We start from the raw sequence: 24,252 nt of genomic DNA, 5'->3' as shown, positions 1-24,252 counted from the left end.
AAACTCCACCAAGCGCCGGTGGCGCCATTGCCGTTGTGGCGACCCGAACGGCAGGCGCCGCCGACCCGCTGACCGCGCGAATCCGGCATGCTGCCATAGCCGTTGCCGTGCGTTCATGACCCACGGCAATCAATCGAGCCTCGTGCACCGGCACGCCCGCCAGCGACGGTCGCGTCCGGGGTTACCCCTTCAAGGACTCCCACGCCGCCCGGCGCGGAGTGCGGCATGATACACCGCTAGCGGGCGTTTGCGGGCCGCTCCTTGGTCCTGGCCAGTATCTCGCCGACCGCCTTGAGGGTCCGGGCGAGCGCGCCGCGGTTGCGCTGCACCACCGCATGACCCGCCGTTCCCGCCTCCTGCCGGCGCGTCGGGTCGCCCAGCAGATCGGCCACGGCCGCACCCAACGCGCCGGCATCCTCGACCACCTCGGCAGCCCCCTCCGCGACCAGCGCCTCGTACACTGCCGCGAAGTTGCTGCGATAGGGACCGGTCAGCACCGGCAGGCCCAGCGCCGCCGGTTCCAGCGGATTGTGCCCGCCGGTCGACACCAGGCTGCCGCCGACGAAGGCAACGTCCGCCGCCGCGTACAGACTCATCAGCTCGCCCAGGGTATCGCCGAGCAGGACGTCGGTCCGCGCATCGCCGGTCTCGCCGAGGCTGCGCCGGGCGAGACGATAGCCGGCCCGCAGGCAGGCTCCGGCGGCCTCCTCGAAGCGTTCCGGGTGCCGCGGCACCAGGATCAGTGCGGCGTCGGCGAAGCGCTTGCGCACCGCCGCGAAGGCGGCCAGCACGGCCTCGGGTTCGCCAGGATGGGTGCTGGCGGCAATCCACACCGGCCGCGCCGCGCCCAGCGCCTTGCGCAGCGCGCGGCCGGCCTGCGCTGCCTCGGGCGGGATTTCCAGGTCGTACTTGAGATTGCCGAGCGTGCGCACCTGCGGTGCCCCCAGCGCACGGAAGCGCGCGGCGCTGTCTTCGTCCTGCGCCGCAACCACGTCGATGCACGCCAGGGTTTCCCGCGTCAGCGCGCTCAGGCGTGCATAACCCCGCGCTGAACGCTCCGACAAGCGCGCGTTGGCCAGCATCACGGGTACGCCACGCGCGGCGCAGGCCGCGAACAGGTTCGGCCACAGCTCGGTCTCCATGATCAGCGCGAGATGCGGGCGGGCGCGGTCGAGAAAGCGCGCGACCACGTGCGGCAGATCATAGGGCAGGTAGACGTGCTCGACCGTATCGCCGAACAGGCGCGCGATCTGCGCGGAGCCGGTGGGCGTGGTGCAGGTCAACAGCACGGCATGTTCCGGGTAGGCCTGCCGCAACCGGCGCACCAGCGGCGCCGCCGCGATGACCTCGCCCACCGAGACCGCATGCACCCACAGCCGCGGCCGTGCGGGTAGCGGTGCGAAACGCGCGAAGCGCTCGCCGATACGGCGGCGGTAGGCGGGGTTGCGCCGCGCGCGCCAGAGCAGGCGCAACGGCACGAAGGGGGCGAGCGCGTACAGGACGATGCCGTACAGCGCGCGCATGTGCCTCAGTCCTGGGCGTTGAGCTGGTCCAGATACGCCTTGACGCCTTCCTCGACGGTCTTGAAGGGCGCGTCGTAGCCGGCCTGCCGCAGGGCCGCGATGTCCGCCTGGGTATAGCTCTGGTAACGCCCCTTGAGGTGGTCAGGAAAAGGGATGTACTGCAGTTCGCCCTTGCCGTGCCAGGCGATGACCGCATTGGCGACGTCGTTGAAGGTCTGCGCGCGGCCGGTGCCGAGGTTGAAGATGCCGGAGGCCGACGGATGGTCGAGGAACCAGAGGTTCACGTCGGCGCAGTCGCCGACGTAGACGAAGTCGCGGCGCTGTTCGCCGTCGCCGTAGCCGTCCGTGCCCTCGAACAGCCGGCAGCGGCCGCCGTCGAGCAGCTGGTTGTTGAGATGGAAGGCGACGCTGGCCATCGAGCCCTTGTGCTGCTCGCGCGGGCCGTAGACGTTGAAGTAGCGGAAGCCGACCACCTGGCTGTGCGCCCCGGGCAGCAGCCGGCGCACGTACTGATCGAACTGGAACTTGGAGTAGCCATAGACGTTCAGCGGCTGCTCGCAGTCGAGGCGCTCGGTGAAGTCGGGGCCGGCACCGTAGACCGAGGCGGAAGAGGCGTAGAGGTAGGCCACGCGGCGGTCGAGGCAGTAGTGCAGCAGCGCCTTGGAGTAGGCGTAGTTGTTTTCCATCATGTAGCGGCCGTCCCACTCGGTAGTGGCCGAGCAGGCACCTTCGTGGAAGATGGCGCGGGCGCCGAAGTCCTCGCCGGCACGGATGCGCGCGATGAAGTCGTCCTTGTCGAGGTAGTCGGCGATCTGCAGGTCGGCGAGGTTGACGAACTTGGTGCCGTCGGTCAGGTCGTCGACGACCAGGATGTCGGTTTCGCCGCGGGCGTTGAGCCGCTGCACGATGTTGCTGCCGATGAAGCCGGCGCCGCCGGTGACGATGATCATGCGCTGGTGTCCTCTATGCGTCTTCGCCGCGCGCGCGCAGGATGGCGTCGATGATGCGGCTGGTGGAACAATCGTAACGGAAGTCGATGGTGCGGACCTCGCCGCCGGCCGCGGTGACGCAGCCGTAGCCGGCGATGTCCTCGGGCCGGTAGTCGCCGCCCTTGACCAGCACGTCGGGGCCGACCGCGCAGATCAGGCGCTCGGGGGTGTCCTCGTCGAAGGGTACCACCCAGTCGACCGCGGCCAGGCCCGCGAGCACGGCCATGCGGTGCTCCAGGGCATTGACCGGGCGCGCGTCGCCCTTCAGGCGGCGCACCGAGTCGTCGGTGTTCACGGCCACGATCAGGCGGTCGCCGAGGCGGCGCGCCTGGGCGAGGTAGTCGACGTGGCCGGCGTGCAGGATGTCGAAGCAGCCGTTGGTCATCACCACGCGCTCGCCGTGGGCGCGCGCCTCGGCGACCGCCTCCAGCAGGCGTGCCTCGGTGACCGCACCGAAGGCGTTCTCCTCGTGGGCGAACAGGGCGCGGCGCAGTTCGGGCACGCTGACCGTGGCGGTGCCGAGCTTGCCGACCACGAGGCCGGCGGCGAGGTTGGCGAGCGCGGTGGCCTGCGGCCAGGGCTGCCCGCAGGCGAGCGCGCCGGCGAGCACGGCGACCACGGTGTCGCCGGCGCCGGTGACGTCGAATACCTCGCGCGCCTGGGTCGGCAGGTCGAGCGGGGGCTCGTCGCGACGCAGCAGGGTCATGCCTTCCTCGCTGCGCGTGACCAGGAGGGCGTCGAGCAGTTCGCGCTCGATCAATGCGCTGCCGCGCGCGACGAGCTCGGCGTCGTCCGCACAGCGGCCGACCACGGCCTCGAATTCCTTGCGGTTGGGGGTGATCACCGAGGCGCCGCGGTAGCGTCCGAAGTCGCTGCCCTTGGGATCGACCACCACCGCCTTGCCCTGAGAGCGCGCCAGCGCGATGAGTTCGCGGCTCGCCGCCAGCGTGCCCTTGCCGTAGTCGGAAAGCACCACCACATCGACCTCGTCCAGGCAATCGGAGAGATCGTGCGCGATGCGCGCGGCGTCGGCCGGTGCGAAGCCCCGCTCGAAGTCGAGGCGGATGAGCTGCTGGTGACGGCTGAGCACGCGCAGCTTGGTCACCGTCGGATGGGTCGGCAGGCGCGCGAAGCGGCAGGACACGCCGGCGGGGGTTAGCAGGCGTTCCAGGGTGTCGGCGGCCTCGTCGTCGCCGGTCAGGCCGAGCAGCAGCGGCCTGGCGCCCAGGGCGGCCAGGTTGAGGGCCACGTTGGCCGCGCCGCCGGGGCGTTCCTCGGCCGGACCGACATGCACCACCGGCACCGGCGCCTCGGGCGAGATGCGCGAGGTCTCGCCGTGCCAATAGCGGTCGAGCATCAGGTCGCCCACCACGAGAACGCGGGCACGGTCGAAGGCGGGAACGGCGATGGTCATGCGGTTTCGTCGGCCGGTATGGCGTGCATTCGAGTCACGGAACGAGGCCCAGTCCGTAAAACGCGATATGGTAGCATGGCGATTGCTTGTGACGGCCAGACAAGGCCCCGTAGAATGGCCTATTTAGCCCGCTTATCGAACGTGCCCGACACCCCGCCCGCCGAATCCTCGCTGCTCGCACCGCGCCACTGGCCCACCTGGGCCGCGCTGGGCGTGCTGCGCGCGATCACCTGGCTGCCGTTTCCGGCAGCACTGGCCGTGGGACGCACCCTGGGACGCATCGCCTACGGGCTCGCCCCGCGCCGGCGGCGCATCGCGCGCATCAACATCGATCTGTGCTTTCCCGAACGCAGCGAGGCCGAGCGCGCGGAGCTGGTGCGCCGCCACTTCGCCTCGGTAGGCATGGGCGTGATCGAAACCGCGATGAGCTGGTGGGCGCCGACGGAGAAGATCCAGCGTCAGGTCGAATGGGCCGGGCTGGAGCACTTCGAGGCGGCGCGCGCGCAGGGCCGCGGCGTGATGCTGGTCGGCGCGCACTTCACCGATCTCGAGATCGCCGGACAGCCGCTGGCCGCACGCATGGACCTGCACGTGATGTACCGTCCGCACGAGAATCCGGTGATCGAGCGCGCGATGTCGGCCAACCGCTCGCGCCGCTACGGCAAGGCCATCCCGCGCCACGACTCCCGCGGCCTGCTGCGCAGCCTGCGCGAGGGGCACGTCGTGTGGTACGCCTCGGACCAGAACTACGGACACAAGGGCAGCGTGTTCGCGCCCTTCTTTGGCATACCGGCCGCGACCAACACCGGCACCTCGCGCATCGCCCGCCTGACTGGGGCGCCGGTGGTGCCCTTCTTCAGCGCCCGCCTGCCGGGCAGCTCGCGCTATCTGCTCGAATTCCTGCCGGTACTCGAGGACTTCCCCAGCGGCGACGACGCAGCCGACGCCACCCGCATCAACCGCCTGATCGAGGATTTCGCGCGCCGCTTCCCGGAGCAGTACCTGTGGGTCAACCGGCGCTTCAAGGACCGGCCCAACGACGAGCCGCGCTTCTACTGATGAACGTCCTGGTGATCAAGTTCCGCAACATCGGCGACGTGCTGCTCACCGCGCCGCTGGTCTCGGCCCTGCGTGCCGGCGGTCACCGCGTCAGTGCACTGGTCAAGGCCGGGACCGAGGCGATGCTCGCCGGCCATCCCGACCTCGACGAACTGTTCGTCTACCCGGCGCGCCGCGCCGATGAATCGCGCGGGGCGCTGCTGCGCCGCGAGCTGGCCTTCTTCCGCAGCCTGCGCGCGCGCCGCTTCGATCTGGCGATCAGCACCACCGAGGGCGACCGCGGCATCATCGCCGCCCGCCTGTCCGGCGCACGGCGCCGGCGCGCGCCCTTTGCCGCGGGCGGGGACAAGCGCTGGCGCCGCTGGTTGATCGACGAGCCCGTGACGCCGCTGCCCGGCATGCGCCACACCGTGCTGCGCAATCTGGACCTCGGCGGCGCCGAGGTGGCCACCGGACCGGTGACGGTTCGCCTCGCCGTGGACGAGGCCGACCGCGCGACCGTGCGCGCACTGCTCGCCGAGCGCGGTTACGATCCGGCGCGTCCGCTGGTGCACGTCCACCCGACCTCGCGCTGGTTCTTCAAGTGCTGGACCGACGCCGGCATGGCTGCGGTCATCGATCACCTGCTCGGCCGGCTCGGCGTGCAGGTGGCCGTGAGCTGCGCGCCGGATGCGCGCGAACGCGAACGCCTGGACGCGATCCTCGGGCGCTGCACGCAACAGCCGATCGACCTCGGCGGCCGCCTCACCCTCAAGCAGACCGCCGCACTCAGCGAAATGGCCACGGTATTCTTCGGCGTCGACACCGCGCCGATGCACATGGCGGCCGCCGTGGGCACCCCGGTGGTCGCGATCTTCGGCCCCTCCGGCGCCTTCGACTGGGGGCCCTGGCCCAACGGCCACGCCGCCGAGAACCCTTACCCGATGCGTTCCGGCGACCGGCAGGCCGGCCCGCATCGGGTCATCCAGCAGGACTGGCCCTGCGTGCCCTGCGGCCAGGACGGCTGCCAGGGCAGCAAGCGCAGCGACTGCCTGGAGCAGCTGCCCGCCGCGCGCGTTATTCCCGCGATCGAAGCCGCGCTCGGCCTCACGGAGGCCGGCTGATGCGCATCCTGCACACGGAATGGTCCGACGGCTTTGGCGGCCAGGAGCGGCGCATCCTTGCCGAGATGAAGGGCATGCGCGCGCGCGGCCACGACATCTGGCTGGCCACCCGAGAGGGCGCGCAACTGCGCGTCGCCGCCGAAACCGCCGGCATACCCACCCTGATCCTGCCGCTGCGCGGTGCCGCCGATCTCGCCAGCGCGGCGCGCCTCGCACGCGAGCTGCGCCGGCTGCGTATCGACGTGGTCAACACCCACAGCGGCGTCGACAGCTGGGTCGGCGGCATCGCCGCGCGCTGGGCGCGCAGCCCGGTGCTGCTGCGCACGCGCCATCTCAACAATCCGCTGCGCCGCGGCTGGACCAACTTCGTGCATTACCTGCCCGACCGCATCGTCGCCTGCGGCGAGGCGGTGCGCGCGCGCCTGGTGGAGGAGTGCGGCTTCCCCGCCGCACAGGTGGTGAGCATCCCCACCGGCATCGACTTCGCCGGTTTCCGCCCGGCCCGCGACCGCGCCACCGTGCGCGCCGGTCTGGGGTTCGGCGAGGACGACGAACTGCTGCTCATGGTCGGCGTGCTGCGCGGGGTCAAGCGCCACCTGCTGGCGCTCGATGCGCTGCAGCGACTGGCCGACGCGCGGCCGCGGCTGCAGCTGATCCTCGCCGGCGACGGACCGATGCGCGACGAACTGGGCGCGCGCGCCGACGCGCTGGGACTCAGCGGCCGCGTGCATTTCCTCGGACATCGCGACGACGTCCCCGACCTCTTGGGCGCCGCCGACGCCCTGCTGCTCAGCTCGCGCTCCGAAGGCGTGCCGCAGGCCGTGACCCAGGCGCTGGGACTCGGCCTGCCGGTGGTCGCCACCCGCGTCGGCGGCGTGCCCGAACTGATCCGCGACGAGGACACCGGTCTGCTGGTCCCGCCCGAGGACGCCGAGGCCATGGCTGCCGCCCTGGAGCGCGTGTTCGCCGACCCCGACTGGGCACGCAACCTCGGCGAGCGTGGACGCGCGCACGTGCACGCCCACTTCAGCCTCGACGCCATGCTCGATGCCACCGAGCGACTGTGCGACGATCTGCTGCACCACTCCGCGAGAACCGCCCGATGACCGCCCGCGCCGTACCCGTGCTCATGTACCACCACGTGGGACCACGCCCCGGACTGGTCACCGTATCGCCGGCGACCTTCGAGGCGCACATGACGCGGCTCGCGCGCAGCGGCTACCGGACGATCACCGCCGACGAACTGCTCGCCTTCATGCAGGGCCGCGCCACGGTGCCGGACCGCAGCGTGGCGATCACCTTCGACGACGGCTACCTCGACAACTACGTGCATGCCTACCCGGTGCTGCAGCGCCTCGGACTGCACGCAATCATCTTCGCCGTTACCGGCTGGATCGGCGACGGGCAGCCGCGTCCGTACGCGGGCGGCTGGGAAGACCTGCCCGACTGCCCGGACCACCGCACCTGCAAGCGCCTGATCGAAGCCGGCGAGGCCGACCGCGCGATGCTGCGCTGGTCCGAGATCGAGACGATGAGCGCCGACGGCACGGTGGAATTCCACTCCCACAGTCACAGCCACGTGCGCTGGGACCAGCTACACCCCGAGCTCGCCGCGCGCAACGCCGCACTGCGCGAGGACCTGGAACGCTCGCGCGCGACCTTGGCCGAACGACTCGGTCTCAACGATCGCCATCTGTGCTGGCCCTGGGGCCATATCGAACCCGAATATCCGACGCTCGCCGCCGGCCTCGGCTTCCAGGCCCAGTACAGCGTGATCCGCGGCACCAATCTGCCCTTCGACAATGTCCCCGCCATCCGCCGCATCGACACCAAGGAACGTCCTGGCAGATGGCTCGCCCGCCAGCTCTTCATCTACCGCTCGCCGCGGCGGGCCAGGCTCTACCTGGCGCTGCGGCGCTGAGGCGGATGCGCGTCCAGCCCCTCACCGACCTGCTCTACCTCGGCCTGCGCACCGCCCACGCGCTCGGCCGCCGCCCGCGTCCCGCGGCGAACTTCGCGCCCTCGGCGGTACGCACCCTGCTCGCCGTCTCCACCACCGCGCTCGGCGATACCGCGATGAGCACCGCCGGCATCCACGCCCTGCGCGCGCGCTACCCCGAGGCCCGTCTCGTCGCCCTGCTGCACCCAGCCACCGGTCGTCTGCTGGACGGTCACCCGGACATCGACAAACGGATCTTCTACAGCGGGCGCTACGGCGATTTCGCGCGTACCCTGCGCGCACTGCGCCGGCTGCGGCCCGACGCCGCGGCGGTGTTTCACGGCAACGAACCGCAGATGACGCCGCTGCTGTCCCTCGCCGGCATTCCCTTCATCTTCAAGCTGCCCAACACCAGCCGTAACCGCTTCCTGCTCAGCAATGCCGAGCCGCGACTGACCTGGCAGGACCTCGGCCATGGCCTGCGCCAGCGCCTCGCGGTAGCACATCTGGCCGGCGCGAACAGCGACGATCTGCGCATGCACCTGCCGGTGCACGACGCGGCGCGAGAAGCGGCCCGGACCGTTCTCACCGCACACGGGTTGGCCAAGGACACGCCGCTGGTCGGGCTGCAGACCGGCGCCTCCGAACCCCATCGCACCTGGCCGGAAAGACACTATATCGCGCTCGGGCGTACCCTCGCCGCAAGCCGGCCCGGTCTGCGCCTGATGCTCACCGGCTCGCTGGCCGAGGCCGCGCGCTGCCGCCGCATCGCCGAGGGTATCGGCGAGGCGGCGGTCGATCTTGCCGGGACGCTGGGGCTGGACCGCCTGCCCGCGCTGATCGAGCGCCTCGACATACTGGTGACCGGCGACACCGGCCCGATGCATGTCGCCATCGCGGTCGGCACGCCCACCGTCTGCCTGTTCGGCGCCTCGGACCCCGCCGGGGCCGGCCCGCTCTACGACCTCGACCGCCACACCGTGCTGACCGCTCCCTGGGACGCGACGGCACGCACCCTGCCCGAACCCATGTCGCGCATCGGCGTCGATGCGGTGGCCGCCGCGGTCCTGGCCCGGCTGGACCGGCGCGCCGCGACCGGCACCTGAACCGCCGTGCGCATCCTGCTCGTCACCGACCTCTACCGCGGCAGCGACCACTCCGCCGTGGAAGCGATCTTCGGACGCCACCTGACCGGTCTCGCCCAGGTCGAGCGGGTCTATTTCGATCGCGAGGCGACGCGCGCCCTGCGCGAGGACGGGACAATCACCCTGCCCCACGCCTGCCGGCGCCGTGGGCTGGCCGATGCGCTGGGCGGTCTCGTCGACCTCGGGGACTATGACTGGATCGTGGTGCGCAACCTCTTTCCCGCGCTCGCAGCGATGCTGCGCGCGCGCAGCGCGCACGGCCCGCGCATCGCCTTCTGGGACTCCTTCCTGCATGCCTACCGGCGCTATCACGAATCCCGCGTAACCGGCCGCGCCAGGCTGCGCAAGGCGCTGGAATACCGCTGGCGCGCGCGCGCGGAGGCGCGGCTGATTGCCCGCTGCGATGCCTATCTGCCGATCACAGACACCCACCGCCGCCTGTTCCACCCGGCGCTGGTCGTGCCCAGCCTCCCACTGCCGCTCGGCTTCGACTTCGCCGGCCTCGGCCTGCCCGCACGCCCGCCGCGCAGCGGTCCGATCCGCTTCGTCTACGCCGGCACCATCGACCGGTTACGGCGCATGGATACGGTGCTGGCGGGCTTCGCCGCCGCCCGCGGCGACTATGAGCTGCACCTCTACACGCCGCTGGACGAGGCCGGGCGGAAACGCCTCGGCCTGCCGAACGATCCGCGCTTCGTTTATCACCCGCCGGTACCGCGCGACGAGCTGCTGCGCCGCCTTGCCGAGGCAGACATGGGCCTCGGCCTGATCCCGCCGCTGCGCCTTTACCTCGGTTCGTCGCCGACCAAGACCTTCGAATACTACGCCGCAGGCATCCCCGCCCTGCTCTCGGAGCTGCCGGACTACCGCGCGGTGTTCGACGAGGAGACTGCCCTGTACTGCCCCTTCGACGAAGCGTGCATCGCCGCGGGCGTGGAACGCGTGCTGACCCTCGGTCGCGATCCGTTGGACGCGATGGGCGAACGCGGGCGGGAGGCGGTACGCGCGCAGCGCGACTATGCGCGGATGGCGCAGGATCTCGTCGCCTTTCTGCGCGCGCCGGGCTAGCGCCCAGCCGGCAGCACGCGTTCCTCGAAGGCCTCGATCACCCGTTCCCAGGTGAACCTGCGGGCGTGTGCGAGCGAGGATGCGAACATCGCTCGCGTCGCCGATTCGTCGGCAACGATGCGGCGCAGACAGCGGTATACCGACTCCGGGTCGTGCGGCTCGCACAGCAGACCGCTGACGCCGTCGACGATGATCTCCTCGTTCGCCGTGCCGCGCGAACCGATGGAAGGAATACCGCAGGCATTGGCCTCGAGATGCACCAGACCGTAACCCTCGAAGGCATCGTGCGTGTTGACCGAGGGCAACACGTGGCACAGGCAGCGGGCGTAGTAACCGAGCAGCTGTTCATGATCGACCACGCCGGTCTTGACCACATTGGCCTCGATGCCGAGTTCGGCCATGCGCCGGTCGTAGCGGTCGCTGGGACTGCCGACGAGATACAGACGCGTGTCGGGGTATTCGGCAACCAGCCGCGCAAAGCCGGCGAGCAGATCGTCCACGCCCTTGCGCGGTTTCTGCGCCCCAACGAACAGAAAGGCGCGTTCCTTGTCGATACCGGGGAGCGGCCGATAGGCCTCGGCATTCACCCCCCAGGGGACGATCTCCAGCGGTCCGCGATACCAGGCGCGCGCCTTGTCGGCGGTGAACCTGCTGGGCACAACCAGCATGTCCACCGCACGCGCGGCGCGGCGGTTGAACCAGCGCCAGCGTCCACGGATGAAGGGGTAGTAGATGTAGGTCCCCTGCCCGATCAGCACCAGGTGCGGGATGCCGAGGCGATGCTTGAGTCGGGCGGCGAGCGGCAGGTGCGGTTCGATTGCACAGATGATCGTGTCGAAACGCTCGCCTGACAGGCGGCGTACGATGTCGCCGGTATCGCGGCGCAGCGCACGCGGGGTCTTGTAGCCGTTGGAGGCGATCAGATCGAGGCCCGGGTTGGCAGCATCGCCCCGCTCCGACAGCACCGTGACCTGGTGCCGTTCGCCCAGCCGCACCGCAAGCTCCAGGGCGACGGTGGCCCAGCCGTTGCGCTGGCTGCGCTCGTTGGTGATCAGCAAGATCCGCATGGCGAGTACGCGATTCAGCCGACGGCCGGCAGCGGGCGCAGTTCCGCGTAGGCCGCTAGCACCGCATCGACATCGACATCGCTGACGTCGCGGGCCGGCGTCTGCAGCAGGCGGTAATCCGTGGCCCAGGGATGCCAGCGCACCGGATCGGTGGCGCCGAACAGGCAGACGATGGGCCGCTCCAGCGCCGCGGCGATGTGCATCGCGCCGCCGTCGCTGCAGATCACGCGGTCGCACAGCGAAAGCCCCGCGATCAACTCGGCGAGTCGCTCGGTGCGGCAGGGGGTAAGCAGATCCGGGCCCAGTGCGGCGGCAAGACGGCCCGCTTTGTCGTCGTCGCCGGGATGGAAACGGTCGTCCGGCGCACCCGGTGACCAGAACAGCAGGAAGTGCGCGTCGTGTGCCTCGTGCAGGCGCCGTGCGAGTTCGACGAAGCGCTCCACCGGCCAGCGGTTGGAGGGCTTGCGTGCGCTGACGTGCAGCCCGACCAGCGGCTTGCCGGCTGCCGCGGCGGGCAGGCCCGCGCGGATCGCGTCGGCAAGAACCGCATCGGGCGCGAGCCGGGCGGCCGGCGGCGGCCCCTTGATGCCGAGAGGCGCGAGCAGGCGGAAGATGTCCTCGACCTCGTGCAGGCCCGCGCCGCTGCCGTAGGGGACCGGCGTGTCGATGGCGCCCGCGCCGCGCCGGTCGGGCGCGGTGAAACCGACGATGTGGCGCGCACCCAGCGGACGCGCCAGACGCAGCGCTCGCGGCAGGAAATTCGCGCCGCCGAGAACGGCATAGTCGAAACGCTCGCGGCGCAGGTGCAGGGTGAGCTTGATGCGCCGCCAGTACACCCCCGCAACGCTCTCGCCGTCCTCGCGATGCTTGGCCTTGGTGTAGGCGTAGACCGCGTCGAGGTCGGGGTGACCGGCCAGCACGTCGCGGTTGTAGCTGTTGACCAGCGCGGCGATGTGCGCCTCCGGGTAGCGGCATCGCAGGGCGGTGATCATCGGCAGGGTGCAGACCAGATCACCGATGTTGTCGCGGCGGATGACCAGGATGCGCGGGCGGGTCGGCACGTCGAGGGTGGGCATAGCTATATCTGACATGACGATTCCTAGTCGGTGCCGTGCCGCCGGCCGGCCACCAGATCGAGGTGCTTGAGAAACGAGGCGAAGCAGCCTAGCAGAATGTGCGCGAGACCGGGGAGACCGTCGAGGAAGCCTAGCCTGATCACGTAGAACTTGACGAAGCGCAGCCCAGGACTGACGACCGCGCGCACCCAGGAGGAGCCGCCGCCCGCGGCGCGCACCCGTTCGGCCTGCAAGTGGGCGTAGCGTGCCTGCTTGGCCGCGTATTCGGCGACCCCGTACTCGGATTCGTGCAGCAGATCGCCCGCGAGGGTGATGACGGGATCGTCGGTGAGCACGGTTTCGTGCACTGCGTCCTCGCTCCACTCGGCGTGATCGCGGTGAAACAGGCGGATGACGTAGTCCGGATAGCCTTCGCCGTGGCGCAACCAGCGCCCCATGAAGCGGTTGCGCCGGGCAATGCGGCAGACCATCGCCTTGGGTTCGGTCACCGCCTCCTCGATGCTCGCGCGCAGAGCCTCGGAAACGCGTTCGTCGGCATCCACGCACAACACCCAGTCGTGCATGGCCTGATCCACGGCAAAACGCTTCTGCGGGCCGAAGCCGGCCCAGTCGTGATGTACCACGCGGATGCCGCGGCCCTCGGCGATGGCCAGGGTGCCGTCGGTGCTGCCGGAATCGACGATCAGGATTTCGTCGGCGAAGTCGAGGCAGTCGAGGCAGGCACCGATACGCGCGGCCTCGTTGTGGGTGATGATGACCGCGGACAGCGGTTCACGCGCCATGCGCCGCCTCCTGCGAATCGACCGCAAGCAGCGCGCCCAGTTCGCGCCACACGCGCTCGGGCCCGAGCGTCGCGTAGCAGGCCGGCTGCACCGCGGCCTCGCCGCGATAACGGCACTCCCGCGCGAGGCAGGGCGAACAGGGGAAATCCGCGGCCAGATGCACCTGCCACTCGCCGAAGGTGCCGGTGCGGTCGGCACGGGTCGCGCCGTACAGGGTCACCGAGGGCGTACCCAACGCCGCAGCCAGGTGCGCCAGCCCGGTGTCGACCCCTACGACCGCGCGCGAAGCGCCGATCAGCGCGGCCAGATCGCCCAGACCGCAACGCGGGAGTACCGTGGCCGCATCGCCGCCCGCCGCGGCCATGGACTCGGCACGCGCGCGCTCGGCCTCGCTGCCCCAGGGCAGCAGGATGCGATGCCCGGCGGCTGCGGCCATGGCCGTCAGTTCGCGCCAATAGGTCTCGGGCCAGTGCTTGCTCGGCCAGGTGGTGCCGTGCAGAAACAGCAGGCCGCCGGGCGGCACGGGTGGCGCCGGCAGGCGGTCGCGCTGCAGGCCGTAGGACGCGGGGCTGTCCGGGGGCGAGTAACCCAGCGCAGCGGCCAGCAGCAGACGCGTGCGCACGACGGCATGCTGGTCGCGGGACACGCGCACGCGATGCGCGTAGGCCCAGGCGGCCAGCGGTTCGCGCGCCGAGGCGCGATCCAGCCCCCAGCGCGGGCCGCGTGCGAGCCGCGCCACCCAGGCGCTCTTGATCAGGCCCTGGGCGTCGATCACGCGGTCGTATTCGCGTTCGCGCAGCCAGGCGCGGAACACCCGACGCTCCACGCCCGTGCCGCGCCAATTGCGCCGCCAGCGACGCAGGGCGGCGGGAATGATGCGATCCACGGCCGGGTGCCAGGCGGGGATCTCGGCGAAGTTCTCCTCCACCACCCAGTCGAAAGCGACGTCCGGCAGCGCGCGGTAGGCGTCGGTCAGCGCCGGCAAGGTATGGATCACGTCGCCCAGCGAGGACAGCTTGACGAGCAGTACGCGCATCAGCCGGCCAGCCTAGCCAGCGCGCGCACCACCCTTTCCGGGTGCAATCCGCGCAGACATTCAAGATGTCCGAGCGGACATTCGCGCTCGAAGCAGGGGCTGCAGGCGAGGCCGAGCCGTTCGATGCGCACGGCGCCCGCCGCGGCCAGCGGCGGGGTGAAACCCGGATCGGAGGAGCCGTACACGGCGACCAGCGGACGTTGCAGAGCCGCTGCCAGATGCATCAGGCCGGAATCGTTGCTGACCACCGCCCGGCAACGCGCCATCAGGTCCGTCGCCTCGGTCAGCGTGGTGCGCCCGGCGAGGTTCACGCAGCCCGGCCCGGCATCGCGGCAAACGGCCTCGGCGATCTCGCGATCGCGTTCCGAACCGAACACCCACGACTGCCAACCGAGCGTGCGGTAATGTCGCGCCACGGCGGCGAAGTATTCTGCCGGCCAGCGTTTGGCCGGCCCGTACTCGGCGCCGGGGCACAGGCCGAGCACCGGCTGTCCGGTCTCGAGTCCGAGACGCTGCGCAGCAGCTTCACCCGACTCCGCATCGACGCTCAGCCGCGGCAGAGGCAGTTGCTCCAGCACCACCGGCGCCCGCGGCGGCACGGCCAGCGCGGCAAAACGCTGCACGGTACGCGGCAGGGCCGATTTGTCCAGCCGACGCGCGTCGTTGAGCAGCCCGTAGCGGAATTCGCCGACGAAGCCGGTACGGCGCGGGATACCGGCGAACCAGGGGATCAGTGCGGACTTGAGACTGTTGGGCAGGACCACCGCCCAGTCGTAACCCTCGGCGCGCAGGCTGCGGCCGAGACGGTAGCGCTCGCCGAGCGCCAGGCGGCCATGCCCGACGGGCTGCGCGACCGCGCGCCGCACCTCGGGCATGCGTGCGAGCAACGGCTCGCTCCAGGCCGGCGCGAGCACGTCGATCGTCATCTCCGGATGGCGCGCGGCGAGCAGCTTGAACAGGCTCTGCGCCATGATCATGTCGCCGACCCAGGACGGGCCGACGATCAGGCATCGCCGCGGTGCGCTGCCCGCCTCATCCATGCTGCTGCCGGAACATCAGTCCGCCTTGTAGGCGTACTCGGTCCCGCAGTACGGACAATGCGCATGCCGCAGGCCGTCGGGACCGGGCGGCATCTCGTCGATCGGCAGATAGACGCGCGGGTGGGAACTCCACAACGCGCTGCCGGGCATCGGGCAATGCAGTGGCAGGTCGGCAGCGGTCACCGTGACGGCGCGTGCCGCGTTCGGCTGGCGAAACTCGCCCTGGTGGTCGGCGGTATGCGGATTCGGCATCTTCTTATGGCCCCTGTCGTTGGCGTCCGTCTCAGACGTGGCTGAGCCAGTGATCGTAGCGTGCGTCGCGCCCCTGCACCACATCGAAGTACTGCTTCTGCAGGCGTTCGGTGATCGGCCCGCGCGAGCCGCTGCCGATGGGGCGGCCGTCCACCTCGCGGATCGGCGTGACCTCGGCGGCTGTGCCGGTGAAGAAGGCCTCGTCCGCGATGTAGACCTCGTCGCGGGTGATGCGCTTCTCGCGCACCGGGATGCCGAAGGATTCCGCGAAGGCGAAGATGGTGCGGCGGGTGATGCCGTCCAGTGCGGAGGTCAGGTCCGGGGTGTAGAGGGTACCGTCGTGCACGATGAACACGTTTTCGCCGCTGCCCTCGGCCACGTAGCCCTCGGTATCGAGCAGCAGGGCCTCGTCGTAGCCGCAGGCGGTAGCGTCCTTCACCGCCAGCATGGAATTCATGTAACTGCCGTTGGACTTGGCGCGGCACATGGTGACGTTGATGTGGTGGCGGCTGAACGAGGAGACCTTCACGCGGATACCGCGCTCGAGGCCATCCTGCCCGAGATAGCTGCCCCAGGGCCAGGCCGCGACCATGCAGTGCACCTGCAGGTTCTCGGCGTGCAGCCCCATGCTCTCCGAGCCGTAGAAACACATCGGACGGATGTAGGCGCTTTCCAGCTTGTTCTCGCGGATGACGTCGAGCTGCGCGCGCGAGATGTCCTCGTGGCTGAAGGGAATCTCCATGCCCAGGATCTTGGCCGAGTTGAACAGGCGACGGGTGTGATCCTCAAGACGGAAGATCGCCGGCCCGCGCTCGGTGCGGTAGGCGCGTACGCCCTCGAACACGCCCATGCCGTAATGCAGGGTATGGGTGAGCACGTGCACCTTGGCCTCGCGCCAGGGGACCATCTCGCCGTCGAGCCAGATCAGACCGTCGCGGTCGGCCATCGTCATCTTCATTCTCCTGTGTGTCGTCACTCGTCGTTCGGCGCCGCCGTCAGGCGGACGACGCCCCATCCTCATCCTTGCCCAGCAACGCAGCCCAGATGCGTTTCACCCCGGCCCGCAGATCGGCGAACTCGCCCACCGCGACTACGGCGGCTTGCGCCTGTAGCGTCAGGGCATGCGTGCGATCGCGGTAGGCCTTGTAGGCGTCCGTGAGCAGCGCGGTCGTGGCCGAATCCATGATCCCCGCCTCGGCCAGCACCGCCAGAAGCCGGATGTTGTCCGTGTAACGGATCAGCACCGGGTGGGCAGGCGCGTGCAAGAGCACGTTATATTGCACCAGAAATTCAATATCCGCGATACCGCCGGGGTCCTTTTTCAGGTCGAACAGCGCGGCGTCGCGGCTGCCCAGCGCCTGCCACATGCGTTCGCGCATCTCGCGCACCTCGCGGCGCAGGTCCCCGCGCTCGCGCGGGCGGCACAGAATCTCCCCGCGCACCTCGGCGAAACGCTCGCCGACCGCCGGCGCACCGGCGATGAAACGCGCGCGCACCAGCGCCTGATGCTCCCACACCCAGGCCTGCCCGCGCTGGTACACGGCAAAGGCGTCGAGCGAGCTGACCAGCAGCCCTGCGGCACCGTCCGGGCGCAGGCGCATGTCGATCTCGTACAGGGCGCCGGCGGACGTGAGGGTAGTCAGCAGATGGATCACGCGCTGCGCCAGACGGGCGAAGTACACCGGGTTGTCGATGGGTTTCGCGCCGCGGGTAAGCTGTTCGCCCGAACCTGACTCATAGAGAAAGACCACGTCGAGATCCGAGCCGTAGCCCAGCTCGATGCCGCCGAGCTTGCCGTAGGCCACGATGCCGAACCCGGCCTCGCGACCCTCCGCCGCGAGCCACGGCGGACCGTGCCGGGCCGAGAGCTGGCGGCGCGCCGCCGCAAGAACGCGATCCAGGATTGCCTCGGCGATCCAGGTCAGCTGGTCGCTCACCCGCATCAGCGGCAGCGTGCCGGTGACGTCGGCGGCAGCCACTTTGAGCACCTGCGCCGCCTTGAACTGGCGCAGCCGGTCCATCAGCAGTTCGACATCGTCGTCCGCCACCTCGGCCAGCGCGACCTCGAGCTCGCGGGCCAGTCCCTCGCGGTCGGGCGGCGCGTAAAGACTGCGCGGATCGAGCAGTTCGTCGAGCAACAGCGGCATCTTCGCCAGCTGCTGCGCGATCCACGGGCTGGCCGCGCACAATCGGACGAGCTGAGACAACGCGAGCGGACTTTCCACCAGCAGCGACAGGTACACCGACCGACCGGCCATGGCCTGCACTACGCCGAGCGCCCGCGTCAGCGTCTGCGCGGGCGCTTCCTGTCCCGCCGCGGCCTGTGCCAGCAGAGGAATCAGCTGGTCCAGGCGCTGGCGTGCGGTCTCGGTGAGCGTGCGCGTGGTCGGCGACTTGGCCAATGCGGCAAGCTCCGTGGCCGCGGCCTCCGGTTCGTCGTATCCGGACTCCGCAAGGCGCTCCCGCAGGGCATCGCCGTCGGCATCGCGCCAGGCGCGCAACAGGCCATCCATCCCTTCCGTCCGCCCGGTCTGCGGCGTGGAAAAGATGCGCTCGAAGTGCTCGTGCACACGGCGCATCTGCCCATCCAGCGCCGTGCGGAAGGCCTCCCAGTCTCGATATCCCATGGCCACGGCGAGGCGCAGGCGTGCCAGCGCCTCATCCGGCAGGCGGTGGGTCTGCTGGTCGGCCTGCATCTGCAGGCGGTTCTCGGCATGGCGCAGAAAGCTGTAGGCCAGTTGCAGCTCGCGCTCCGCCCAGGCAGGCAGCAGACCGCGCTGCTTCAGCCGCGCCAGCACCTCGCGCAGGCTGCGGTGCTGCAGGAAGGTGTCGCGCCCGGCGCGGATCAGCTGGTAGGCCTGACCGATGAACTCGACCTCGCGAATGCCGCCCGGCGAGCGCTTGAGATCCAGCCCGCCGCTGCGCTTTTCCGATTCGCGGTTGATCATCGCCTTCATCTCGCGCAGCGACTCGAACACGCCGTAGTCGAGGTAACGCCGGTAGACGAAGGGACGCAGGGTGGCGAGCAGTCGCGCGCCGGCCGCATGGTCGCCGGCCACAACACGCGCCTTGATCCAGGCATAACGCTCCCACTCGCGCCCGTGCGCGGCGTAGTAGTGCTCCATGGACGCGGCATGCGCGACCAGCGGCCCGTCGTCGCCGAAGGGGCGCAGGCGCATGTCCACACGCCAGACCTGGCCGTCTGCGGTGATCTCGGCGAAATAGCGGATCAGGAGCCGGGCGAGACGGGTGAAATAGTCCTGGTGGTCGATGGGCTGGCGGCCGTCGGTCGTCCCGGGCCCGGCATACGCGAAGATGAGGTCTACATCGGAGGAGAAATTGAGTTCGCCTCCGCCCAGCTTGCCCAGTGCGAAGACGATCAGACGCTGCCCGTCGCCCGGCCGCCCGAAGCGCGGCTCCAGGCTCGCCTCGGCGAACTGCAAAGCAGCCTCGAGCAAGGCATCGGCCAGCATGGAGAGGTCGTCCAGATTCTCATCGAGATCGGCCAGGCCGGAGAGATCCCGCCAGGCGATGCGCGTCATCTCGAGGCGCCGGCAGCGCCGGATGCCCGCCATGAAGTCCGCCTCGTCCGTTGCCCCGGCGAGGGCGTCCCTGACACGCTCGCGCATCTCGTTCGCGGCATAACGTCGCTCTAGCCCGCCGGACGTCAGCAGACGATCGAGCAGACCCGGAGACTGGATGCAGCTGTCGGCGACGAAATCGCTCAGCGCCCATACGCGCGGCAGGGATTCGGGTAGTCCGGCGGGCGGATTCGCAGCTTGAGGCAGGCGTTCGAGATAGCGGGCCCATTGCCGTCCGAACGCATCGCGTAGCGACGGCGGCAGAGCGTCCGCTAATGGATGAGTCGTCGACATCCTGGGAGACTACGAAGCCACCGCGGCAATGACAAGCCCGCTCATGCAGTCCGCTGTGACAAAACAAAAAAGCCCCGGCCAACGGCCGGGGCAAAGGCGGTTATTACCGCACCGGAGAATGTACGGTTGCGATGAAATCTTTTTAGAACACCGCCGTCAGTTCGAGATCGAGGCGGTTACCCATCGAGTTGGCGATCTGCTGAGCATTGTTGCGCTGCACCGGATTCGTGATCGCGCCCGGGTGCGGCACATCCAGTTTCTGGATCGCATAGTTCAGACTAAGGCGGGTACCCGGCGTCAGGAAGTACTGCGCACCCACCGTCCAGGTCTTGAAGTCACGCTCCAACGCCGCGTTGTTGGTCAGGCGGTTGTACTGGTCGTAGCGCAGTTGCAACTGGATGTTGTGGGTGACGTAGTAGCCGCCCTGGATGTACGCACCCCAGGCCTTGTTGTCGCTGCCGGGATAGATGGTCCACTGGGTCAGGTTGTTGTATCCACCCAGGGCCGGGCCGGTGTACTGGCTGGCTACGGACGCGTCGTACTGGAACGGCGCCGGCGCAAGAATCCAGCCGCTCGCCTGCATATAGCCGGCGTGCATGATGTAACCGCCCGCCTGGCGCTGATGCCGCCCGTATTCACCACCGAAACCCCAACGGTTGAGCTTGTAGGTACCGATCTGATCGATCTTGCGCTGGCCGTTGTGGAACCACACCCATACGCCGGCATCGTTACGGTAAGGGCCCTTGCCGCTAAACACATAGCTGGCACGCAGCATGCCGTAGGTGTCCATGCCGTTGTTGTTGTTGGTCGAGGTGATCGGCCCGCCATTGCCTACCATGAAGGCATAGGCATACTCCCAGGGACCACGGTCGAACCAGTTGAACACCTTAAGACCGACATCGCGAAACGATCCGAAGCCGGTAACATTGCTGCTGGATGGGATGAATTGATAGCCGCCGTTACCTGCCGAGGTCACTGCCGTGCTCGGGCTGATGAACCGCTCCAGCGTGTTCTGCAGGGTCGCCGTGGTGTAGTTCACGAACGGGAGTACCGGGATGCCCACGCGCGACTCCCAGCCACCCGGCACCTTCTGCAGCCCCAGCGAGAAACGCACCAGCTGAGGGTCCACATTCCAGGTCACGAAGGCGTCGGACACCACCGGATGATCCCCAGCAAAGTGGGTCATGGCGTTGTTGCCGAACTCAGTCAGGAAGAAATAGTCGAGCTTGTTGTCCAATGGCGACAGCGTGCCGCGAACGCCGATACGGCCGCGCAGCAGGTTGAAGGTATTGGTCGAGCTGAGATTCGGCCCGATCAGATTGAAATTCGGCACGGCACCGTCAAAGGCCCTGACCGATGGCGGGCCCTGCAAACCGCTGACCGTATTCCCGCTGGTGGTCGCGTAATCGGGCTGGATAAAGCCCCATACTTTCACTGGCTTGGCAACGCCGGGGGGCGAGGTGTTATAGAGTTGAAGCCAGTTGGCGGCCTCTGCCGACTGGACGCTCATACCGGCCAACGCGGCGACCGCAGCAGCCAACACGCCTTTCTTGAAGCCGGCTTTCGAATCATTTTTCATGGACACTTCCCCTGGATATGAGTTTTCTTCGATCGCTTCGATTGCTTAGCGAACCCTAAAGCCGCCACAGTCAAATTATGGCTTTATGAGCGTATAACCGTGTTGCACGAGGTCAACGATGCGCACTGCACCGGCCGGCACCACAACCGCTTCCGGATTGAGCTTGGGCAAATATCCCAACATCTTCTTGAAGTGCATCAGCGTGTTATGGCAGGCGTCGAACTTAACCCCGTAGTTCTTGGCCAGTTCGATAATCCGCTTCCTATTGACGTTGTTGTTCAGCAACAGGCGTAGACCAGGACCAAAAGCCACGATCTCGATGTCCACTTTATCCGGGCCGTAATATCGCGCCATGTTGGCGGCCACATTGAGCACCAGCGTCTGCTTCATGGGGTTGGGATCGCTGATCTGCAGCACGATGTGATGGGTGGCGAAGGGCTTCTCTACGATCGGCGGCATAGGCACTTCTGCCCAGGCAGTCCCCGCAGCCAGAAGACCCAGCGAACACAGCGCGAGCAGCGCCCGTCTGACGAACCGACTTATCATGGTGATCTCCCTCTGTAAGGCGTATTTATCTCGGTTATGGGGCCGCACACGGCGTAGGCGCACGGCCTGAGGCGTTCCCTCAATGCAACAAGATGCGCCCGATTAAAATCTTATTCCATACACTGAAAAGAAAAATTAACAAATTTATTTTATAAATATAAATCAAATAGTTATATGTTAACAAAGCAGAATAATATTAAATTATTATTTATTATATCAACATGTACTTATATTTCTTTCTTCTCAGGCCGCGCGACGATTTGGCGCATGCCTAACCGCGCCGCGCTTGGAATAACTCGTCTATACTTCGCGTCTTTCATGTCATGGGAGCGGGCTAAACTGCTATGGATGAAATAGGCATGTTCGATCGCATCACCTTGAGTAAACAATTCAAAAAGCGCATCGCAGATGAGCGTCCGCGCCTGTATCGCATGGCATACGCGTGGTGCTGCGACCCTGCTCTGGCTGACGATCTAGCACAGGAGGCCATCGCGAAGGGATTACAAAAGGCCGGCCAGCTACGTGAAGCCGAACGCCTGCAAAGCTGGCTGTACGCGATCCTGCATAACTGCTGGCGCACTCACCTGCGTCGTCAACGCCCCGACCAACCGCTCGACGAAGAGGCGTTTCCGTGCGACGAATGCCCGGAAACCGTCAACCAGCGACAACAGGTGGTGGACCGGGTACGCGGTGCGATCAAAACCCTACCGCTGGGCCAACGCGAGGTTATCACCCTGGTCGACCTCAAAGGCTTCGCATATGCAGAAGTGGCACAAATATTGGATATACCAATTGGTACCGTCATGAGCCGACTCAGCCGTGCGCGGCAGGCGCTGCTGGTCTCACTGGCGGATGTGCAACAACAACCGCAAACGACAATCCGCACCTCATTGCGAAGGGTTAAGTGATGAACACGGGATTACGTGACGACTCTCGCTTGCACGCCTATGTCGACAACGAACTCGACGTAGACGACCGCGCCGAACTGCTCGAAGGCATGTACGTCGATACGGACCTGCGCAATCAGGTCTGCGAACTCCGGCGCGTCAAGGATCTGGTCCAGCAGGCCTATTTCGTCCCTCCACCGCCGCCCAGCGCCAATCGCCGAGCGAGCGGCTTCGGCCAACGTCGATCCCTGGCCGCCTGCTGTGCCGTGCTGATGCTGATGGTGCTGAGCTTTGCAGGTGGCTGGCTGCTCCATGCGCGCGACGATGCCATGACGCTATTGAACGATCACTTAGCCTCTCTCGGCGCCATTCAGCTTAAAACAGCCGATATCGGTCCCGGCGAACCGCCACGCGTGTTGCTGCATGTCGCCACCGACAACCCAGCAAAATTCGCCGGCACATTGCAGCAGGCCAGCTATCTGCTGCATAAAGGCGGCGACGATGGCATTCAGGTCGAGGTCGTAGCCAATGCCGGCGGCCTCAAACTGCTTGAGGCAAACGCGCACTCCGGATTTGCTAAACAGGTTCGCGACATGATGCGCAAATACCCGAATCTGCACTTCGTCGCCTGTGGCATCACCTTGCACAATCTTGAGGCAGCGGGCGTACCTGTTGACCTGATCCGACACGTTCGCGTTGCCCCTTCAGCCGTTGAGGAGGTCGTGCATCGGCTGCGCCAGGGCTGGATGTACGTCAATCTCTGACATCCGCTCGCTTGAACGACTGATCCCACAAACCCTAGCGCGAGACCTGGCCGTCCGCGAGATAGGCATGGAAAGACTCCTTGTGCGTGCTGTGCACGTACGCCTCATGCCCTCTGATCACCCCGGCGTCGATGAGGCGCCGCAAATCCCCATCCATGGTCTGCATACCCACCAATCCACCGCTTTGAATGGCGGTTTCGAGCTGTCCCACTTTGCCTTCTCGGATCAAGCTGGACACGGCGGGCGTATTCACCAGAACCTCGATCGCAGCGGCGCGACCATGTCCCTCTGCCCGTCTGAGCAACTGCTGGGCCACGACACCGCGCAGCGAGGTGGATAGCATGATCCGCACCTGGGCCTGCTTACTGGCAGGAAACACATTGATCAGGCGCTCGACGGTAAGATCCGCACGACGCGTATGCAACGTTCCCAACACCAGGATGCCCGTCTCCGCAGCAGTGACGGCAAGCGCGATGGTTTCATGATCGCGCAACTCGCCAACCAGGATCACGTCAGGGTCTTCACGCAGCGCGGAACGCAACGCCGCCGCGAAACCCGGTGTGTGCTCGCCCACTTCGCGCTGACTGACCAGGCAGCGCTTGCGCGGGTGCATGAATTCGATCGGATCCTCGATAGTCAGAATATGGCCGCGGCGGTTGGTGTTGATAAAATCTACCATTGCGGCCAGCGTGGTGGATTTACCGGAGCCGGTCTTACCCGTGACCAGCACCAGCCCTTGCTTGTGCTGGCATAAACTACGCAGCACCGGTGGCAAACCGAGTGCGTCGAGGGTCTGCGGCACCTGGGGTATTGCACGCATCACGAGCCCCAGACCGCCCAGATGGCGGAACAGGTTCACGCGGAACCGCCCCTTGCTGGCCATCTGATAGGCGAAATCAACATGGTCATCCCGTTCAAAGCGTTCGCGCAGAGAAGTGCCCAGCAACTCGCCCGCCAACTCCTCGACCTCTCCCGCAGGCAGCGTTTCTTCGCCGACGGCAGTCAGCTCGCCATCCAGACGCATGCGCGGCAACTGACCTGCGATCAGGTGCATATCAGAACCATCGCGCTCCAATAACCCTTCCAGCCAGCGGTCGACTCGACTCAT

The 24,252-nt window shown here is 67.7% G+C and carries 22 protein-coding genes; 8 read left to right on the top strand and 14 right to left on the bottom strand.

Annotated elements, in window-relative coordinates:
- Positions 1-236 precede the first annotated feature (236 nt).
- From waaA to hldE, 3 genes are read right to left on the bottom strand one after another with little or no spacing between them, the layout of a single operon-like run.
- The gene (gene waaA / locus BJI67_RS03090) at positions 237-1,523 is read right to left on the bottom strand and encodes a lipid IV(A) 3-deoxy-D-manno-octulosonic acid transferase (protein WP_070071783.1); all 1,287 of its coding nucleotides are present in this window, start codon (positions 1,521-1,523) and stop codon (positions 237-239) included.
- Between the two features lie 5 nt (positions 1,524-1,528).
- A complete protein-coding gene (gene rfaD, locus BJI67_RS03085; RefSeq protein ID WP_070071782.1) occupies positions 1,529-2,473 on the bottom strand; it encodes an ADP-glyceromanno-heptose 6-epimerase in 945 nt (314 codons plus the stop codon).
- Between the two features lie 13 nt (positions 2,474-2,486).
- The gene (gene hldE / locus BJI67_RS03080; protein WP_070071781.1) at positions 2,487-3,926 is read right to left on the bottom strand and encodes a bifunctional D-glycero-beta-D-manno-heptose-7-phosphate kinase/D-glycero-beta-D-manno-heptose 1-phosphate adenylyltransferase HldE; all 1,440 of its coding nucleotides are present in this window, start codon (positions 3,924-3,926) and stop codon (positions 2,487-2,489) included.
- A gap of 141 nt (positions 3,927-4,067) precedes the next feature.
- Here hldE and lpxL point away from each other — a divergent pair, with 141 nt between their 5' ends.
- The 6 genes from lpxL to BJI67_RS03050 are packed head-to-tail and all read left to right on the top strand — an operon-like array spanning position 4,068 to position 10,240.
- The gene (gene lpxL, locus BJI67_RS03075) at positions 4,068-4,985 is read left to right on the top strand and encodes an LpxL/LpxP family Kdo(2)-lipid IV(A) lauroyl/palmitoleoyl acyltransferase (RefSeq protein WP_197513270.1); all 918 of its coding nucleotides are present in this window, start codon (positions 4,068-4,070) and stop codon (positions 4,983-4,985) included.
- Positions 4,985-6,088 (top strand): putative lipopolysaccharide heptosyltransferase III, encoded by a 1,104-nt coding sequence (rfaQ, locus tag BJI67_RS03070; protein ID WP_070071780.1) that lies wholly within the window; start codon positions 4,985-4,987, stop codon positions 6,086-6,088. Before lpxL ends, rfaQ begins: the two co-directional genes overlap by 1 nt.
- Positions 6,088-7,194, top strand: coding sequence for a glycosyltransferase family 4 protein (locus BJI67_RS03065; protein WP_070071779.1), 1,107 nt, complete (start codon positions 6,088-6,090; stop codon positions 7,192-7,194). Before rfaQ ends, BJI67_RS03065 begins: the two co-directional genes overlap by 1 nt.
- A complete protein-coding gene (locus BJI67_RS03060) occupies positions 7,152-8,009 on the top strand; it encodes a polysaccharide deacetylase family protein (protein WP_197513268.1) in 858 nt (285 codons plus the stop codon). The genes BJI67_RS03065 and BJI67_RS03060 overlap by 43 nt, the downstream gene beginning before the upstream one ends.
- 5 nt (positions 8,010-8,014) lie before the next feature.
- Positions 8,015-9,133: a glycosyltransferase family 9 protein gene (locus BJI67_RS03055; protein WP_070071777.1), complete on the top strand. Its 1,119-nt coding sequence runs from the start codon at positions 8,015-8,017 to the stop codon at positions 9,131-9,133.
- A 6-nt stretch (positions 9,134-9,139) separates the two neighbouring features.
- On the top strand, positions 9,140-10,240 hold the full coding sequence (locus BJI67_RS03050; protein WP_070071776.1) for a glycosyltransferase family protein: 1,101 nt from the start codon (positions 9,140-9,142) through the stop codon (positions 10,238-10,240).
- Here the strand turns inward: BJI67_RS03050 and BJI67_RS03045 are convergent.
- The 10 genes from BJI67_RS03045 to BJI67_RS03000 form a co-directional block, all read right to left on the bottom strand.
- Positions 10,237-11,307: a glycosyltransferase family 4 protein gene (locus BJI67_RS03045; RefSeq protein WP_070071775.1), complete on the bottom strand. Its 1,071-nt coding sequence runs from the start codon at positions 11,305-11,307 to the stop codon at positions 10,237-10,239. The genes BJI67_RS03050 and BJI67_RS03045 overlap by 4 nt on opposite strands.
- A gap of 14 nt (positions 11,308-11,321) precedes the next feature.
- A complete protein-coding gene (locus BJI67_RS03040; RefSeq protein WP_083250588.1) occupies positions 11,322-12,398 on the bottom strand; it encodes a glycosyltransferase family 9 protein in 1,077 nt (358 codons plus the stop codon).
- An 8-nt stretch (positions 12,399-12,406) separates the two neighbouring features.
- A complete protein-coding gene (locus BJI67_RS03035; protein ID WP_070071773.1) occupies positions 12,407-13,165 on the bottom strand; it encodes a glycosyltransferase family 2 protein in 759 nt (252 codons plus the stop codon).
- Entirely contained in the window at positions 13,155-14,201 is a 1,047-nt protein-coding gene (gene waaC, locus BJI67_RS03030) for a lipopolysaccharide heptosyltransferase I (RefSeq protein ID WP_070071772.1), read from the bottom strand. Before waaC ends, BJI67_RS03035 begins: the two co-directional genes overlap by 11 nt.
- Positions 14,201-15,241 (bottom strand): lipopolysaccharide heptosyltransferase II, encoded by a 1,041-nt coding sequence (gene waaF / locus BJI67_RS03025; protein ID WP_070071771.1) that lies wholly within the window; start codon positions 15,239-15,241, stop codon positions 14,201-14,203. The genes waaC and waaF overlap by 1 nt, the downstream gene beginning before the upstream one ends.
- A gap of 15 nt (positions 15,242-15,256) precedes the next feature.
- A complete protein-coding gene (locus BJI67_RS03020; protein WP_070071770.1) occupies positions 15,257-15,493 on the bottom strand; it encodes a zinc-finger domain-containing protein in 237 nt (78 codons plus the stop codon).
- Between the two features lie 31 nt (positions 15,494-15,524).
- The gene (locus BJI67_RS03015; protein WP_070071769.1) at positions 15,525-16,445 is read right to left on the bottom strand and encodes a branched-chain amino acid transaminase; all 921 of its coding nucleotides are present in this window, start codon (positions 16,443-16,445) and stop codon (positions 15,525-15,527) included.
- Positions 16,446-16,488: 43 nt separating this feature from the next.
- Positions 16,489-19,368, bottom strand: coding sequence for a bifunctional [glutamate--ammonia ligase]-adenylyl-L-tyrosine phosphorylase/[glutamate--ammonia-ligase] adenylyltransferase (glnE, locus tag BJI67_RS03010; RefSeq protein WP_070071768.1), 2,880 nt, complete (start codon positions 19,366-19,368; stop codon positions 16,489-16,491).
- A gap of 142 nt (positions 19,369-19,510) precedes the next feature.
- A complete protein-coding gene (locus BJI67_RS03005; RefSeq protein ID WP_070071767.1) occupies positions 19,511-20,947 on the bottom strand; it encodes a porin family protein in 1,437 nt (478 codons plus the stop codon).
- A gap of 75 nt (positions 20,948-21,022) precedes the next feature.
- Positions 21,023-21,493: a DsrE family protein gene (locus BJI67_RS03000; protein ID WP_070071766.1), complete on the bottom strand. Its 471-nt coding sequence runs from the start codon at positions 21,491-21,493 to the stop codon at positions 21,023-21,025.
- A 359-nt stretch (positions 21,494-21,852) separates the two neighbouring features.
- Here BJI67_RS03000 and BJI67_RS02995 point away from each other — a divergent pair, with 359 nt between their 5' ends.
- Together BJI67_RS02995 and BJI67_RS02990 are read left to right on the top strand one after the other, a co-directional pair.
- Positions 21,853-22,401 carry an RNA polymerase sigma factor gene (locus BJI67_RS02995; protein ID WP_083250966.1) on the top strand — a complete coding sequence of 183 codons (549 nt, stop codon included), beginning with the start codon at positions 21,853-21,855 and terminating at the stop codon, positions 22,399-22,401.
- The gene (locus BJI67_RS02990) at positions 22,401-23,144 is read left to right on the top strand and encodes a hypothetical protein (RefSeq protein WP_070071765.1); all 744 of its coding nucleotides are present in this window, start codon (positions 22,401-22,403) and stop codon (positions 23,142-23,144) included. The genes BJI67_RS02995 and BJI67_RS02990 overlap by 1 nt, the downstream gene beginning before the upstream one ends.
- A 34-nt stretch (positions 23,145-23,178) precedes the next feature.
- Here the strand turns inward: BJI67_RS02990 and BJI67_RS02985 are convergent, their stop codons facing one another.
- Positions 23,179-24,252, bottom strand: a complete 1,074-nt coding sequence (locus BJI67_RS02985) for a type IV pilus twitching motility protein PilT (RefSeq protein ID WP_070071764.1) — start codon at positions 24,250-24,252, stop codon at positions 23,179-23,181.

Origin of the sequence: Acidihalobacter aeolianus (assembly GCF_001753165.1) — a bacterium.
Lineage (GTDB): Bacteria > Pseudomonadota > Gammaproteobacteria > DSM-5130 > Acidihalobacteraceae > Acidihalobacter > Acidihalobacter aeolianus.
This window is presented reverse-complemented; position numbering and strand designations above follow the sequence as displayed.